The sequence below is a fragment of the Streptomyces sp. MNU89 genome, from assembly GCF_020982505.1.
GTDB lineage: Bacteria > Actinomycetota > Actinomycetes > Streptomycetales > Streptomycetaceae > Streptomyces > Streptomyces xinghaiensis.
In genome coordinates this window covers 49,899-65,295 of record NZ_JAJKLL010000001.1, presented here as the reverse complement: position 1 = coordinate 65,295, position 15,397 = coordinate 49,899, and the positions used below count along the sequence as shown (strand labels likewise).

Here is a 15,397-nt window from a genome sequence, read left to right as displayed (position 1 = left end):
GGGACCTCCCGCTGACCGGCGCCCCCGACGCGCTCCGGGCGGAACTGCTGGAGGCCGCCACCACGCGGCACCCGGCCGGGGCTCCCTTCCCGGCCGGGCCCCGTTCCCTCCGCCTCCGCCCCGCGTGGACGCCGGCGGAGACGGAGACGGCGGCGGAGACGGCCGGGGCGCCGGCACCCCGGCCCCGTACCGTCCGGCACCCCGGGCGCCGCCACCGGCTGGACCGTCCCGCTGCGGCTCGACCTGACCGTCGTCCCGGGAACGGCCCCGGCCGTGGCCCCTGCCGCGGCGGGCGCCCCGCCCGTCCCCGGCCCGGAGCACCCTCGCCCGGAGCACCCTCGCCCGGCGCGCGCCGCCGGGCGTGCGCCGACCGCCGCCGGGCTGGGCGCGGCGCTCGTCGACCTGGAGGCCGGCGCCTCCCGCCCGTACTACGACCGCGCGGCCGACGAGATCGCGCGGGAGACGTACTACGCCGCCGTGCGCGAGTCCATGCCCGGCGCGTCCCCCGCCGAACTGCGTTCCCTGCTGGCCGAGTTGCTGGAGAGCAGCCATCTGCGGCGCCCCGCCTACCAGCCCATGCGGCTGGTCTACCCCTGGGTGGACCTGCACCCCGACCGGCGGCTGCGCAGCCTCTACTCCGGCAAGAGCTTCGACCCCGTGGAGTTCATCCGCGCCGACGCCGCCGCCGAGGCCGCGCGGGCCGCCCGCTGGCAGGAGTTCCTGCTCCGCGAGAGCGCCCCCGGGCCGGGAGCACTGGCGGCCGAGTCCGCCGCGCTGGAGGCGGCGCTCCCGTACAACTGCGAGCACGTCGTCCCGCAGTCCTGGTTCGAGCGCCGCGAGCCCATGCGCGGCGATCTGCACCACCTGTTCGCCTGCGAGACGGGGTGCAACAGCTTCCGCGGCAACTTCCCGTACACCGACTTCCCGGACTTCGGCGAGGCCCTGCGCCACGACTGCGGCCGGCGGGAACAGGAGCGGGGCTTTGAGCCGTCCGCGGGCAAGGGGGCGGCCGCCCGGGCCACCCTGTACTTCCTGCTCCGCTACCCCGGCCGCGTCGGCGACGCCGCCCGCGAACTCACCCCCGGGCGGCTGGAACTGCTGCTGGCCTGGCACGAGGCGGACCCGGCCGGTGAGTGGGAACTGCACCGCAACGCCGCCATCGCCGAGATCCAGGGCAACCGCAACCCGCTGATCGACCACCCGGGCTGGGCCCGCGCCGTCGACTACTCCGCGGCCTGGGCCTGAACGGCCGCCTCAGCCCTCCGCCCCCGGCGCCCGAGGGCTCTCCCGGCCGGTGGTGAGAGCCGGCCGTGCGCCGACGTCCGCCATGACGTTGCCGCCGGAGAGCACCACCCCCACCGGGCCCGGGGCCGGCCGGACCCGGCCCGACAGCACGGCCGCCAGGGCCAGCGCGCCACTGGGCTCGGCCGTCTGCCGGTACTCCCGGGCGTAGACGCCGACGGCCCGCCGGATGTCCTCGTCCGCGACGGTGACGCGCTCGTCGAGGAGCCGGGCCGCAAGCTCTCCGGCCATCGGGTCCGGGTCGGCGCTGTCCAGCGCCCACGCCTGCCGCGATCCGGCGGTGCCCGCGGCTATCCGGTGCTGCGGCGCGCTGCTCACGGTGAGGGACCGCGCCGGCGCCACCCCCACGACCCTGACGCCGCGCCGTCGGCCGCGGGCGACCAGTGCCGAGCCCGCGGCGAGGGAACCGCTGCCGAGCGGCAGGATCAGCGTGGCCAGATCGGGCACTTGGCGCAGCATCTCCCAGGCGACCGTGCCCGCCCCGATGACGGCGTGCCGGCCGCCGGGCCGGACCACGGTGAGACGGTGCCGGCCGGCCTGCTCGGCCAGCACCGCCTCGCCCGCCCCCGGCGAGCCGGCCGGATGGAAGACCGGGCGCGCGCCGCACGCCAGCAGGTCGCGGACGAGCGAGGCGGGGACGTCGTCGGGTACCACGGCCGTGACCGGCACGCCGTAGCGCCGGCCGGCCCAGCCCAGGGCGCGGACGAAGTTGGCGCGGCCGCGGCCGATCACCCCCTGGTCCAGCCGGTGCTGCGGCAGGCCGGCCAGCAGCCGGATCAGACCGCGGACCTTGAAGGAGCCGCCCGGCTGGCGGCTCTCCAGTTTGACGAACAGCCGCCGCCCCAGGCGCTGGTCGACCTCGGGACAGTGGTGGACCGGGGTGTCTCCCGCGAACAGGCTGAGCACGGGGAGGGTGGCCTCGATGTCGTGGACGGTGGGTGTCACCGGGTGCTCCGATCGGGTCGCCGCAGGCAGGGAAGACCGTGGAACGGGGGGTGCGCGAAACGCCGTTGCCGGTTCGAGGGGCCTCATTCTGTCGGAGACCCTCGTCCCGCAAGGCTCATTCTGATAATTTCATCTTGATGTATCCGGCGCGGCGAGGCGCCGGTCGCCGTCCCGCGGCGGCGGCCCGTCCTCGCGCGGAGGACAAGGGGGTGGCGGATGGCCAGAGTCCGTTCGATGAGCACGCCGACCGTCCGCTTGGTCATCCTCGGCAAGCGGCTGAAGGACCTGCGGACGGCGGCCGGCAAGTCCTACGGGGACGCCGCCAAAGTGCTCGGCGTCAGCGAACTGACGATCCGCCGGATGGAGAAGGGCGAGGTCGGATTCAAGATCCCGTACGTCCGGAACCTGCTCACCGAGTACGGCGTGAGCGGGCAGCAGGAGATCGACGACTTCCTGGCCCTGGTCGAGGCCGCCAACCGGCCCGGCTGGTGGCACCGCTACCGGGACGCGCTGCCCCCGTGGTTCAAGACCTATGTGGCGCTGGAGGAGGAAGCCGGCGTCATCCGCGCCTATGAACCGAACTTCATCCCCGGCCTGCTGCAGACCGAGGAGTACGCGCGGACCGTGCTCCGCGCCGGTCTCGGCAGGGGAGCCGAGGAGGAGGCCGAACGCCGCGTCGCCTTCCGCATGGAGCGGCAGAAGCTGCTGACCCGGCCGGACGCCCCGCGGCTCTGGGTGATCATGGACGAGACGGTGCTGCGGCGCCCCATCGCCCCGCCCGAGGTCATGCGGGCCCAGATCGAGCACCTCGTCGAGGTCTCCGCGGCGCCCAACATCGCCCTCCAGCTGATGCCGTTCGCCCTCGGCCTGCACCCGGCGATGTACGGCCCCTTCCACATCTTCCGTTTTCCGCAGCCCGAGTTGCAGGACATCGTCTACCTCGAGAACCTCATCGGCGCCGTGTACCTCGACGAGTACGACGACGTCTCCGCCTTCGCCGAGGTCATGGACCGGATGGGCGCCCAGGCCCTGCCGGCACGGCGCACCGCGGCGGCACTCGACGCCATGCGCAAGGAGATCTGAACCATGGACCGCGTCTACAGCGCAGCCCGGGAGCTCGGGCAGGACGGCTGGCTCAAGCCCTGGAGCGGCGACAACGGCGGAAGCTGTGTCGAGGCGCTGGAGCTGGGCGACGGCCGGATCGCCGTCCGCCAGTCCGAGGACCCCGACGGCCCCGCGCTGCTCTTCACCCTGCCGGAGATCGAGGCCTTCGCCCGGGGCTGGCCGGCCGGCAAGGCGCAGCTGCTGTCCTCCTGACCGAACCCGGTTCCGCGGGTACGACCGACGCGCCGTCGACCGGCGCCGCGAACGAAAGGGCACCGCATGTCGGACGACATGAGCTGGACGCAACGGAATCCGGAGTACGTGCCGCCGGAGATCGACACCACCCGGCCCAGCATCGCCCGGGTCTACGACGCCATCCTCGGGGGCAAGGACAACTACCCGGTGGACCGCGCCGTGGCGGAGGAACTGAACGAGGCGTTCCCCGACGGCGGCGCCGGAGCCCGGCTCAACCGCGCGATGCACGGACGCGTGGTGCGCCACCTGGCCGAGATGGGCGTCGACCAGTTCCTCGACCTGGGATCGGGCCTGCCCACGGCGCCGAACACCCACGAGGTGGCGCAGTCGGTGAACCCCGGGGCGAAGGTCGTCTACGTCGACAACGACCCGATCGTGCACGCCCACGGCCGCGCCCTGCTCGCCGACGACCACCGGACCGTCGTGGTCGACGCCGACGTCCGCGAACCGGACAAGGTGCTCACCCATCCCGAGGTCACCGCGGCCCTCGACCTGGACCGGCCGGTCGGGCTGATCCTCAACGCGGTGATCCACCACATCGTCGACGCCTACGACCCGAGGGGCATCGTCGAGACCTACAAGAAGGCCATCGCGCCCGGCAGTTACCTGTCGCTGACGCACTTCACCTCCTCCACCGCCGCCGCCCGGGGCCTGCAGTCGGTCCTGATGAAGGCCCTCGGCACCGGGCAGCTCCGCAGCCTGGTGGAGATCGCCGGTTTCTTCGACGGACTGGACCTGGTCGAGCCCGGACTCGTCTATCTGCCCTACTGGCGGCCCGACGAGCCGGTGACCGCACCGCTGGACATCGCCGGTCTGCTGACCTGCGGCGGGGTGGGGCGGAAGCCGGCCGACTGACGGCGGTGGCGCGCCGTCGCGGTGAGCGCCCCGGATGCGGCCCGGCCCCCGGGACCGGATGCTGGAGACCGAGGAGGTTCCGGCATGAGCGGGAAGCAGCGCGACCGGGGCGGGCGCACACCGGCGGTGGACCGGCCCACGGCGGACGGTGCCGTTCCGCGGGCCCGTGCGGACGAGCTCGCCGCCCGGCTGCGGGGACGGCTGCTCCGTCCCGGCGACCCGGACTACGAGCCGGCGCGGGAACTGTGGAACGGCATGATCGACAAGCACCCGGCGCTGGTGGCCCGCTGCCGGGGCGAGGAGGACGTGGCCGCCGCGGTGGACTTCGCCCGGGACCTGGGGCTGCCGCTGGCGGTCCGCGGCGGCGGTCACGGCGTGGCCGGACAGGCCCTCTGCGACGGCGGGCTGGTGATCGACCTGTCGGAGATGACGGAGGTCGCCGTCGACCCGGACGCCCGCACGGCACGGGCCGGGGGCGGCTGCACCCTCGCCGACGTCGACCGCGCGACGCAGCGGCACGGCCTGGCCACCCCGCTGGGGGTGGTGTCCGCCACGGGCATCGCCGGGCTGACGCTGTCCGGGGGGATGGGCTGGCTGCGCCGCTCCCACGGGCTGAGCTGCGACAACCTGCTGTCGGCGCGGGTCGTCACCGCCGACGGACGCGTCCTGACCGCCCGGGAGGAGGAGAACGCGGACCTCTTCTGGGCGATCCGGGGCGGCGGGGGCAATTTCGGCGTCGTCGCCTCCTTCGAATACCGGCTGCACCCCGTGGGGCCGGAGGTCTACTTCTGCAACGTCTACTTCCCCGCGGACCGGGCCCGCGAGGTGCTGCGGGACTGCGAGCGGTGCCTGGCGGAGACCCCCGTCCCGGCCGGCCCGATCGGGGTCCTCGGCCGGATCCCGGAGGCCCCGGAGTTCCCGCCCGGCTCGTACGGGCGGCCGTTCGTGGCGCTGCTGGCCCTCCACCCCGGTGACCCGGCGGAGGGGGAGCGCGCCCTGCTGCCGTTCCGGGACATCGCCGAACCGATCGCCGACCTCAGCGGTGTGATGCCCTACACGGGGGCGCAGTCGGTCCTCGACGAGGAGTACCCGGACGGCCGGCGCTACTACTGGAAGTCCGTGTACGCGGACGGGCTCGGTGACGAGCTGATCGACCGCCTGACCGCCCATGCCGCGGCGGCACCGTCGGCGGACTCGACCATCGACATCTGGTACCAGGGCGGCGCGATGGCCCGGGTGGGGGAGCAGGAGACCGCCTTCGCGAACCGGAGCTCCCCCTACCTGTTCGGCGTCGAGGGGAACTGGACGGCCGCGGACGACTCGGCCGCGAACGTGGCCTGGGTCCGGGACACCGTGGCGGACCTGCGCTCGTACTCCGGCGGCGGCACCTATCTCAACTTCCCCGGCTTCCTGGAGGAGGGGGAACAGTTGATGCGCGAGGGCTACGGCAGGAACTACGAACGCCTGGCGCAGATCAAGGCGGCGTACGACCCGGACAACCTCTTCCGGCTCAACGCCAACATCCGGCCGCCCGGCTGAGGCGCGGGGAAGCGGGGCGCCGGAGAACCCCCGTGGCCCGGCGCGTGAAGCGGCCCGGGCCGCCGCCCCCGGCCCCGGTCTTAGAAACCGTAGTCCGTGTTAAATACAAAAAGCCTTGGGTTTATCCTCCTTGCCGAAGCACGGCGCTTGCCGCGCCCGGGATCTCCCGAGGAGGACACATGGCGACAGCAGAAGCGGCGGGCCCGCCCCCCGCCGCGGACCCCGCGGACGGCGGAGGCACGGGAAAGCCGGCAGGGAAGCGGGGGCGCATGATCGCCCGCGGCTGGGTGCAGGCGGCGATCCTCGTGACCCTGGGCGGGTTCTTCGTCCTGGGATTCCTGGCCATCCGCACCTACCAGGCCGGGCCCCCGATCCCCGACCGCACCGTCACCTCCGCCGGCGAAACGGTCTTCACCGGTGAGGACGTCCGCCGCGGTCAGGAGGTGTTCCTGAGCAACGGCCTGATGCAGTACGGCTCGATCTACGGCCACGGTGCCTACCTCGGACCGGACTTCACGGCCGACTACCTCCACCGCAGCGCCACTCTGGTGCGGAAGGCCCACGGCGGGGCCGGCACGCCGGACGCCGCCGAGCGGACCGTCCGGGACTTCCGGACCAACCGCTACGACGAGAAGACGGGCACCCTCGTCTGGACCGACGAACAGGCCGCCGCCTTCGGCAAGCTCACCGAGCACTACGCCGACCTGCTCGGCAAGCCCGAGGGCAAGCAGGGCCTGCGGCCGAACGCGATCACCGACCCCGCCGACATCCACGACGTCACCGCCTACTTCGGCTGGTCGGCGTGGACCGCCGCCGCGGACCGCCCCGGTGAGGACTACTCGTACACCAACAACTGGCCCTCCGAGCCGCTGGTCGACAACGAGCCCACCGGCCACACGGTCACCTGGAGCGTCCTGTCGCTGATCTTCCTGCTGGTCGGCGCGGGTGCCCTGTTCGCCGCCTTCGGCCGCTGGAACTTCCTCGGCTGGCACGGCCGGGACCAGCGCGAGCTGCGCTTCCACGCCCCCGACCGGGTCCGGCTCACCCCGTCCCAGCGCGCCACCGCCTGGTTCTTCTTCGTCATGGCCGGGCTCTTCCTGGTCCAGACGCTGCTGGGCTCCGCCGCCCAGCACTACCGGGCCGACCTCGAGAGCTTCTTCGGTATCCCGCTCGACCAGTGGCTGCCGTACAACCTGACCCGTACCTGGCATGTCCAGCTCTCCATCTTCTGGGTCGTCACCTCCTTCCTGGCGATCGGCATCTTCATCATCCCGCTGATCGCCAAGGGCTGGGAGCCCCGCAGGCAGGCGCTGCTCACGCGAGCCCTGCTCGGTGCCCTGGTCGTGGTGGTCGCCGGCAGCCTGCTGGGTGAACTCGCCGGCCAGCGCGGCTGGTTCGACGACCTCTGGAGCCTCTTCGGCAACCAGGGCTGGGAGTACCTGGACCTGGGACGCTTCTGGCAGACCCTGCTGGTGGTGGGCCTGACGATCTGGGTGGTCATCCTCTACCGCGGACTGCACCGCCGGCTGAAGCGGGAAAGCGTCGCGAACATGCCGTGGCTGTTCCTGCTGGCCGCGCTCGCCCTGCCCGCCTTCTACGCCGTCGGCCTGCTGGCCACCCCGCGCAGCGACTTCGTCGGCGCCGACTTCTGGCGCTTCATCGTGGTGCACCTGTGGGTCGAGGACTTCATGGAACTCTTCACCACCGCCACGGTGGCCTACCTCTTCGTCCTGCTCGGCGTGGTGCGCGAGCGGGTCGCGCTCGCCGTCATCTTCCTGGACATCGTGCTCTACGGCGCGGGCGGTGTCATCGGCACCATGCACCACCTGTACTTCTCGGGTGAGCCGGCCGAACACCTCGCGCTCGGCGCGACGTTCTCCGCCCTGGAGGTCGTCCCGCTGCTCTTCCTCACCGTCGAGGCCTGGAGCTTCCTGAAGCTCGGGGCGCAGCGGCAGAGCAAGTCCGGGACGCCGTTCCCGCACCGCTGGGCTGTCATGTTCCTGGCCGCCGTGGGCTTCTGGAACTTCCTCGGCGCCGGGGTCTTCGGCTTCCTGATCAACCTGCCGATCGTCTCCTACTACGAGATGGGCACCGGCCTGACGGCGAACCACGCGCACGCCGCCATGATGGGCGTCTACGGCATGCTGGCCGTCGGCTTCGCCGTCTTCGCGCTGCGCTACCTCATCCCGGAGAAGCACTGGTCGGATCGCTGGCCGCGGATGGCGTTCTGGTCCCTCAATCTCGGCCTGGCCTGGATGTCCTTCGCCACTCTGCTGCCCGCCGGCGCTCTGCAGCTCTACGAGGTCGTGGAGAGCGGCTACGCCGACGCGCGCAGCCTCGGCTACCTGCAGGGTGACACCAACGTGTTCCTGGAGTGGCTGCGGCTCCCGGGCGACGTGGTGTTCATGGCCGGCGGCGTCCTGCCGGTGCTCTGGATGACCTGGCTCGGTGTACGGCACCGCGCCGGCCGCACCCGGCACCCGGACGCACCGGAGACCGCGCTGCTGTTCACCGAGGTGCTGCCGGACCCGGCGGACACGGCGGGCACCACGGAGCGGCCGCACCCGGCGCGGGTCCCGGCGCAGGCGGGCGCGCCCGGACCGGAGTCGGTGGAGCGCGCGGACGCCGCGGAGGGACCGCGGGACGCGGCCGGGGAGACCGGCGGCCGTCCGGCACCGGGACCGGTGGCCTCGTGAGCGGGGAGGTGCTGCTCGCCGCCGGGTACGTCCTGGTCCTCCTGGCGGTCGCCGCGGGACTGGAGGTCTACGGACGCCAGACGACCAGCGCCTGGGCGTCCCGGGTGTTCGCCGGCTACCGCCGCGCGGTGCCGGACGCGCCCGAGCCCGCGGCCCCGGACGACTGGCCGCACTCGGAGGTGGGGCGCTTCCACCGGGTGGTGACCCTGTTCATCTCGGTGGTGGCCGTCGTCCTGGCCGCCGCGGAGCTGGTCCGCCACCACCGGCCGTCCGAGGCGGCGCTCCTCGCCGCGGTGTCGCTCCCGCACGTGCTGCTGGGGGTCTCGCTCGCGCGGAAGCTGCGGCGCGCGCCGTTCTCCCCGCCGGAGTGACACCCGGGCGACGACGCGGGAGCACCGGCCGGGGCGCCGGCCGGTGCTCCCGCCGGACTCCGCACCGCTCCACCTCGCGGCCCGGGCCCGGAAACGGTAGAAACGACAGGACTTGTTTCTACGTGCGCCACTTGTAACATCGTCGTATGCCGCGACAACAGCTCACCGATCCCGGAACCGGAACCCCGGCTCCAGCCCAGCGAGGCCGCCGGGCCGCCGTCCTCCGGTGCCTGCGCTCCTCCGGGCAGCCGCTCGGCGCGGCCGAGGTCGCCGAGCGGCTGGGCGTGCACCTCAACACCGCCCGTTTCCACCTGGACGCCCTGGTCGCCGAGGAGCTGGCCATGCGCGGCACGGCTCCCCGCACCGAGCCCGGCCGCCCGAGGATCGTCTACTCGGCGGCGGACGCCGGCGACGACGGCTCCCGCAGCTTCCGGCTCCTCGCCGACATCCTGGTCGGAGCGGTCTCCTCCGCCGCCGGCGACCCGGCCGCCGCCGCCACCGACGCCGGCCGCGCCTGGGGCGGCTACCTGACCGAGGCCCCGGCCCCCACCGAGGCGGTCGGTGCCGGGGAGGGGCAGCGGCGGCTGGTGGAGAACCTGGAGAGCATGGGCTTCGTCACGGAGGCCGCCGAGGAGGACGGGGAACCCCGGATCCGGCTCCACCACTGCCCGTTCATCGAGGTGGCCCGGCGCCGCCAGGACATCGTGTGCGGCATCCACCTCGGGCTGATGCAGGGGACGCTCGAGACCCTGCGGGCCCCGCTCGCCGTCGAGAGCCTGGAGCCGTTCGTCGCCGCGAACCTGTGCGTCGCCCGGCTGCGGCACACCGGCCCGCCCCCCGGCGCCGGCCGCTGAGGCGCGTGCCGGCGGGGCCGCACCCGGCACCTCCCGCGCCCGGTGCGGCCCCGGCCCGCCGGCCTCCCGCCCCGGCCGGGGCCCGCCCGGCCGGACTAGAACGGGTAGTGGGCGTGCCGGGTGGCGAGCGTGACCCAGCGGGTGTTGCTGAACGCCTCGATGCCCCAGCGGCCGCCGAACCGGCCGTACCCGGAGGCCTTGAAGCCGCCGAAGGGCGCCTGCGGCTCGTCGGCGACGGACTGGTCGCCGACGTGGACGATGCCGGTGCGGATCCGGCGGGCGACCGTCAGCCCGTGGGTGCCGTTCTCGGTGATGATGCCGCAGGTGAGGCCGTTGTCGGTGTCGTTGGCGAGAGCGACGGCCTCGTCGTCGTCGGCGAAGGCGGTGACCACGCAGACCGGGCCGAAGGCCTCGCCGTGGTACAGCTCGGCCTCCCGGGGCACGTCGGTGAGGACGGTCGCCGGGTACACCGAGCCCTCGGGCTCGCCGCCGCCCGTCAGGACGGTGGCGCCCTTGGCCACGGCGTCCTCCACCAGGGCCGCCACGCGCCGTGCCGCGGTGGGGGTCACCAGCGGTCCGACGACGGTGTGCGGCTCCTCGGGGCTGCCGCTGGGGAGCGCGGCGACCTTGGCGGTGAACTTCCGGGTGAACTCCTCGGCCAGCGAGGCGTGGACGAGGATCCGGTCGCCGGACATGCAGATCTGGCCGGAGTTCATGAAGACGCCGAACGCGGCCGCGTCCACCGCGTAGTCGAGGTCGGCGTCCTCCAGCACGATGATGGCGTTCTTGCCGCCCAGCTCCAGGACGGCGGGCTTGAGATGCGTGGCGGCGTGGATGCCGATGATCCGGCCGACCTCGGTGGACCCGGTGAAGTTGACCGAGCGGACCCGCGGATCGGCGATGAGCGCCTCGGCCACCTCGGCCGCGTCGGCGGGGTCGTTGGTGACGACGTTGAGGACGCCGTCGGGCAGCCCGGCCTCCCGCAGGATGTCGGCGATGAACAGGCCGCAGGAGACCGGCGCGTCCTCGCTGGGCTTGAGCACCACGGTGTTGCCCGCGGCGAGCGGGGCGGCGACGGCGCGCACGCCCAGGATGACGGGGGCGTTCCAGGGGGAGAAGGCCGCGACCACACCGACCGGTTCGCGTACGGCCAGGCCCAGCGCGCCCGGCTCCTGGGCGGTCAGCACCTCACCGCGCGGAGCGGTGACGGCGGAGGCGGCCTCGCGGAACATCTGGGCGGCCAGCGCCACGTTGAAGCCGGCCCACGGCCGGGTACCGCCGGCCTCGCCGGCCATGTGGGCGGCGGCCTGCTCGCTCCGCGACTCCAGCAGATCGGCCGCGTCCAGCAGGATCTTGCGGCGGGCGAAGGGGCTGACGGCCGCCCACTCCTCGAACGCCGCGTCCGCCGCCTCCACGGCCCGGGCGACGTCCCCGGCCCCGGCGGCGGCGACGGTGGCGTACACCTCGCCGGTGTACGGGTTGACGTCCTGGGCCGTCCGGCCCGACGCGGCCGGTACGTCCTTGCCGCCGATCAGCAGTTCACGGTGGAGGGTCATTGCGGGATGTCCTTCGGGGCTGGAAGAGAAGGGGTGGTGAGGCGTGGAGGCCGGCCCGGACGGGGGCCGGGTCCAGGGCGCAGCCTCGGGCAGCCACGGCGGATGCGGGCAGACTGCGTTCGCCATGCGAACAAAGGTTCATTCATCGCCAGGAGTCTCTCCGGGCCCGCCGGTGATGTCAATGCAACGCGGAACGACTGTTCCGATCATCGGAACCCGTTGCGGTAGCTGAACGGTGCCACCGGTCGGCCCCGCGGCTGCCGGTGGCCCGGCCGGGAGGAGATCGCCGCGGCCGTGCGCCGCAGCGGCCCCTCCAGGCGGCGCCAGGGCCTCCACCGACGTACCGGATACGGTCGGCGGGGCCGCGATGTTCACGGCGGCCACCACACCGCCGGAGCGGTCGCGCACCGGCGCGGCCGGCGAGCGCAGCCCGGCCGCGAGCTCCTCGCCGTTGACGGCGATCCCGGTGCCCCGCACCCGGGCCGGCACGCCCATCGGCTGCTCCCGCTCCGTGATGGTCTTCGGCCCGCGCCGCGCCAGGCCGGTGCGGTCGGGCAACTTCCGCAGCGCGCCCGGCTCCTGGCGGGCGAGGAGCGCCTTGCCCGTCGAGGCGCAGCAGGCCGGGAGCCGCGAGCCGACGTGCAGGCGGAGGCCCATCGCGAAGGAGCGCGCCGGATCTACGTCGAGCGGGCCGTCGCGGCGGGATTCACCGAACTCCAGCGCGGATCAGTATGCGCGACGAGCCCCGCGCCCTCCCTTCTGAGCCGCCCGTCCCCGCCCGGCCCGCCCGTCAGGCGGTGCCGGACGGGCGAGGCCGTCCGGTGACGGACCCCGGGGCCCCGGCCGCCGGGCCGGACCCCTCGCCGGCGGCGCGCGACACCGGCACCGGAACCGGGAGGGGCGGGGGTGCCGGGGCCGGCCGGCGGCGCGCGGAGGCGGCGGGCGCCGGATAGGCCAGGTGGACCAGGCGGGAGTGTTCCTGCCGCAGGTGCATCACCGACGCGAGGATGTACCCCACCAGCAGGACGAGCGTGGCGATGATCATGAGTGCGGCCGCGAGGATCGCCGTGGGGAAGCGCGGCACGGTCCCCGTCCGGAGGAACTCCACGATCACCGGCACCCCCAGGACGACCGCGGCCATCGCCAGCAGGCCGGCGACCAGGGCGTGCACCAGCGAGGGCCGCTCCCGGCGGGCGAGGTTGAGGATGACGCCGAGGATGCGCCGGCCGTCCCGGTAGGTCCGCAGCTTGCTCTCGCTCCCGGCGGGCCGGCCCCGGTAGTCGACGGAGACCTCCGTGGTGGGGAGACGCAGGTTGAGCGCGTGGACCGTCATCTCCGTCTCGATCTCGAACTCCCGGGAAAGGGCGGGGAAGGACTTGACGAAACGCCGGGACAGGACCCGGTACCCGCTCAGCATGTCGGTCACGTCGTTGCCGAAGAGGACCCGCACCGCGCCGGTGAGCAGCCGGTTGCCGAAGGAGTGCCCCGCGCGATAGGCGCTGCCCGTGGTCCCGCGGCGGGCCCCGAGGACCTGGTCGTAGGGGCCGCGGAAGAGCAGGTCGACCATCTCGCGGGCGCGCGAGGCGTCATAGGTGTCGTCACCGTCGATGATGAGCAGCGCGTCGGCGTCGACGTCGGCGAAGGCCCGGCGGATCACATTGCCCTTCCCCTTGCGGGGCTCTTCCCGGATGATCGCCCCCGCCTCCCGGGCGACCTCCGCCGTGCGGTCGGTGGAGTTGTTGTCGTAGACGTAGACGTCGGCCTCGGGGAGCGCCGCCCGCAGATCGCGGACCACCTTGCCGACGGCGGCTTCCTCGTTGTGACACGGCACGACGCAGGCGATGGTCGGGCTCGGGCTCACGGCTCCTCCTCGGCTGGACGGACCCCGGACCATGGTGCGACACGGGGGAGCCCGGCCCGGGAAGGCACACCGCGACCGATATCTTCTGGTTTGTGTCGGTTGCCTCGGTCCTCACCTCGCTGACGGTGCGTCTGCGCGATATCGTCCGGGGCGTCTGGCGCGAGGCCGCCAAGTTCGGGACCGTCGGCGCCCTGGCCTTCGTGCTCGACCACGGCGGCTACACCCTCCTCGTCTTCGGGCTCCCCGGCGGGGGCGGCGGCCCGATGCGGGACCTCCCCGTCCGCGCCTCCGTCCTCGCGACCGGCGCCGCCACCCTCTTCAGCTGGGCCGGGAACCGCTACTGGACCTACCGGAGCCGCCGCCGCGACAACATGGCCCACGAGCTGCTGCTCTTCACCGTGGTGAACGTCATCGGCATCGCCATCACCGCCGCGACCGTCCTCCTCTCCCGCCAGCTGCTCGGCCTCGACTCGGTGCTCAGTGACAACACCGCCCGTGTCTGCGGATGGGGTGTCGCCACCCTGTTCCGCTTCTTCGCCTACCGCAGCTACGTCTTCACCGCCTCCTGACGCACGGCCCCGGCCGTACCCGGGCCGCCCACGCCCCGCTGCTAGCATCCCGCCCCATGGGACAAATCCGGCTATTCCTCCGCGAACGCCGCTGGATCTGGAGCCTGGGCCTCCTCGCCGCCGCCGGCTGCGCGGCCACCGCCCTCGTCTTCGCCCCCGGGTTCATGAGCCCCGACAGCCTCTCCCAGTACCAGCAGGCCACCGGCCGGACCCCGCTGGCGGACTGGCACCCGCCGGTGCTGAGCCTGCTGTGGCGCGCGCTCATCGCCGTCACCGGGACCTTCGCCTCCCTGGCCGTTCTCCAGGCGGCCGTCCTGTGGGGGTCCCTCTGGGTGACCGCCTGCTGCGTCCGGGAACTGACCGGCAGCCGCCCCGGCTCCCTGGCCGTCCTCGCCACCGGCGCGGCCCCGCACGTCCTCACCTTCGCCGGAGTGGTGTGGAAGGACGTCCACATGGCGTACGCGCTGCTCGCCACCTGCGCGATCGCCCTCACCGGCCTCTGCCTGCGCAAGGTCCGGCCCGGCACGCCGTGGGCGGCCGGCGCCCGGTGGACGCTGCTCGCGCTCGGGGTGCTCTTCCTGAGCTACGCCGTGCTGGTCCGCAAGAACGCGGTCCTCGCCGCCGTGCCCGTCTTCGTGCTCCTCGTCCTCGCCCTGTGGCCGCGCCCCTCGCGCCGGGTCTGGCTGGTCGCCGTCGCCGCGCTCGCAGCCGGCCTCGCCGTGCCCACCGCCGCCATCTCACTGGCGGCCCGGCCCGTGGAGACGAGCCAGGTCTCCCAGGTCTTCCTCGACGATCTGCTGCACGTCCTGAGCGCGGAGGAGCTCCGGGCCGCGTCCGTCTCCCCGGACCTCCGCGAGCGGCTGGTCACCTCGGCGGAGGAATGCCGCCGGGCGGGCGCCCTCTCGGACGCCTACTGGGCCTGCTACCGGCGCTCCCCGCAGGGGCTCGCTCCCGACGCGGAGCAACTCCGTTCCCTGTGGGCCGAAGAGATGCCCCGTCACCTCCCCGGCTATCTCGCCTACCGCACCCAGGTCTTCGCCAAGCTGCTGTTCGAGCCGACGTACCAGTACCACGCCGGTATCAGCGCCAACGACCTCGGCCTGAAACCGTCCAACACCCGCCTGGCGGCCACGCTCGAGACCTACGTGAACGGCGCGGTGCGGGACCTGCCGCTGCTCTTCGCCGGCTGGTTCTGGCTCACCGTCGCCCTGGTCCTGGCCGTCCGCCCCGGCCGGGGCCTCTTCGCCCTGCCCGTCCGCGCGCTGGGCATCAGCTCGGCGGCCTACATCCTCGGCTACTTCCCCATCGTGCCGGTGTCGGACTACCGCTACGTCTACTGGCCCGCCATCGCCGGCACCCTCGCCCTCCTCCTGCGGTGGCTGGAACACGCCGCGCCCCCGGCGGCGGCCCCGGCCCGGCCCGCCCGGGCCGCGCGGAGCGAGCCCGGCGGCGCCGTCCCCGACCCGGCCTGACGCGACCGCCGGCGGGCC

Annotated in this window: 14 protein-coding genes; 10 read left to right on the top strand and 4 right to left on the bottom strand. The window is 73.8% G+C overall.

Annotation, left to right across the window (positions count from 1 at the left end):
* Positions 1-273: 273 nt before the first annotated feature.
* Positions 274-1,245, top strand: a complete 972-nt coding sequence (locus E4N63_RS30860) for an endonuclease I family protein (protein ID WP_230239603.1) — start codon at positions 274-276, stop codon at positions 1,243-1,245.
* A gap of 9 nt (positions 1,246-1,254) precedes the next feature.
* Here E4N63_RS30860 and E4N63_RS00240 read toward each other — a convergent pair whose 3' ends face one another.
* Positions 1,255-2,247 (bottom strand): pyridoxal-phosphate dependent enzyme, encoded by a 993-nt coding sequence (locus tag E4N63_RS00240; RefSeq protein ID WP_230239602.1) that lies wholly within the window; start codon positions 2,245-2,247, stop codon positions 1,255-1,257.
* A 216-nt stretch (positions 2,248-2,463) separates the two neighbouring features.
* On the opposite strand from E4N63_RS00240, the gene E4N63_RS00235 reads away from it, so the two are divergent.
* From E4N63_RS00235 to E4N63_RS00205, 7 genes are all read left to right on the top strand, one after another.
* On the top strand, positions 2,464-3,330 hold the full coding sequence (locus E4N63_RS00235) for a helix-turn-helix transcriptional regulator (protein ID WP_125625573.1): 867 nt from the start codon (positions 2,464-2,466) through the stop codon (positions 3,328-3,330).
* A gap of 3 nt (positions 3,331-3,333) precedes the next feature.
* Positions 3,334-3,564, top strand: a complete 231-nt coding sequence (locus tag E4N63_RS00230; protein WP_019708414.1) for a DUF397 domain-containing protein — start codon at positions 3,334-3,336, stop codon at positions 3,562-3,564.
* Positions 3,565-3,642: 78 nt separating this feature from the next.
* Positions 3,643-4,461, top strand: a complete 819-nt coding sequence (locus E4N63_RS00225; RefSeq protein WP_125625579.1) for an SAM-dependent methyltransferase — start codon at positions 3,643-3,645, stop codon at positions 4,459-4,461.
* A gap of 84 nt (positions 4,462-4,545) precedes the next feature.
* Positions 4,546-6,000 carry an FAD-binding oxidoreductase gene (locus tag E4N63_RS00220; RefSeq protein ID WP_125625574.1) on the top strand — a complete coding sequence of 485 codons (1,455 nt, stop codon included), beginning with the start codon at positions 4,546-4,548 and terminating at the stop codon, positions 5,998-6,000.
* A 179-nt stretch (positions 6,001-6,179) separates the two neighbouring features.
* The gene (locus E4N63_RS00215) at positions 6,180-8,696 is read left to right on the top strand and encodes a nitric-oxide reductase large subunit (RefSeq protein ID WP_230239601.1); all 2,517 of its coding nucleotides are present in this window, start codon (positions 6,180-6,182) and stop codon (positions 8,694-8,696) included.
* The gene (locus E4N63_RS00210; RefSeq protein WP_125625576.1) at positions 8,693-9,067 is read left to right on the top strand and encodes a hypothetical protein; all 375 of its coding nucleotides are present in this window, start codon (positions 8,693-8,695) and stop codon (positions 9,065-9,067) included. Before E4N63_RS00215 ends, E4N63_RS00210 begins: the two co-directional genes overlap by 4 nt.
* 146 nt (positions 9,068-9,213) lie before the next feature.
* Positions 9,214-9,921 carry a metalloregulator ArsR/SmtB family transcription factor gene (locus E4N63_RS00205; protein WP_125625577.1) on the top strand — a complete coding sequence of 236 codons (708 nt, stop codon included), beginning with the start codon at positions 9,214-9,216 and terminating at the stop codon, positions 9,919-9,921.
* 95 nt (positions 9,922-10,016) lie between these two features.
* On the opposite strand, the gene E4N63_RS00200 is transcribed toward E4N63_RS00205, so the two are convergent.
* The 3 genes from E4N63_RS00200 to E4N63_RS00190 all read right to left on the bottom strand — a co-directional run bounded on the left by E4N63_RS00200 (position 10,017) and on the right by E4N63_RS00190 (position 13,338).
* Complete coding sequence (locus E4N63_RS00200; protein ID WP_230239600.1) at positions 10,017-11,477, bottom strand: aldehyde dehydrogenase family protein; 1,461 nt, start codon at positions 11,475-11,477, stop codon at positions 10,017-10,019.
* A gap of 138 nt (positions 11,478-11,615) precedes the next feature.
* Complete coding sequence (locus E4N63_RS00195; RefSeq protein ID WP_230239599.1) at positions 11,616-12,134, bottom strand: IclR family transcriptional regulator C-terminal domain-containing protein; 519 nt, start codon at positions 12,132-12,134, stop codon at positions 11,616-11,618.
* Between the two features lie 133 nt (positions 12,135-12,267).
* Positions 12,268-13,338, bottom strand: a complete 1,071-nt coding sequence (locus E4N63_RS00190) for a glycosyltransferase family 2 protein (RefSeq protein WP_230239598.1) — start codon at positions 13,336-13,338, stop codon at positions 12,268-12,270.
* A 92-nt stretch (positions 13,339-13,430) separates the two neighbouring features.
* On the opposite strand from E4N63_RS00190, the gene E4N63_RS00185 reads away from it, so the two are divergent.
* Both E4N63_RS00185 and E4N63_RS00180 read left to right on the top strand, forming a co-directional pair.
* Complete coding sequence (locus E4N63_RS00185; protein WP_230239597.1) at positions 13,431-13,907, top strand: GtrA family protein; 477 nt, start codon at positions 13,431-13,433, stop codon at positions 13,905-13,907.
* Positions 13,908-13,963: 56 nt separating this feature from the next.
* Entirely contained in the window at positions 13,964-15,379 is a 1,416-nt protein-coding gene (locus tag E4N63_RS00180; RefSeq protein WP_230239596.1) for a hypothetical protein, read from the top strand.
* Positions 15,380-15,397: the final 18 nt, after the last annotated feature.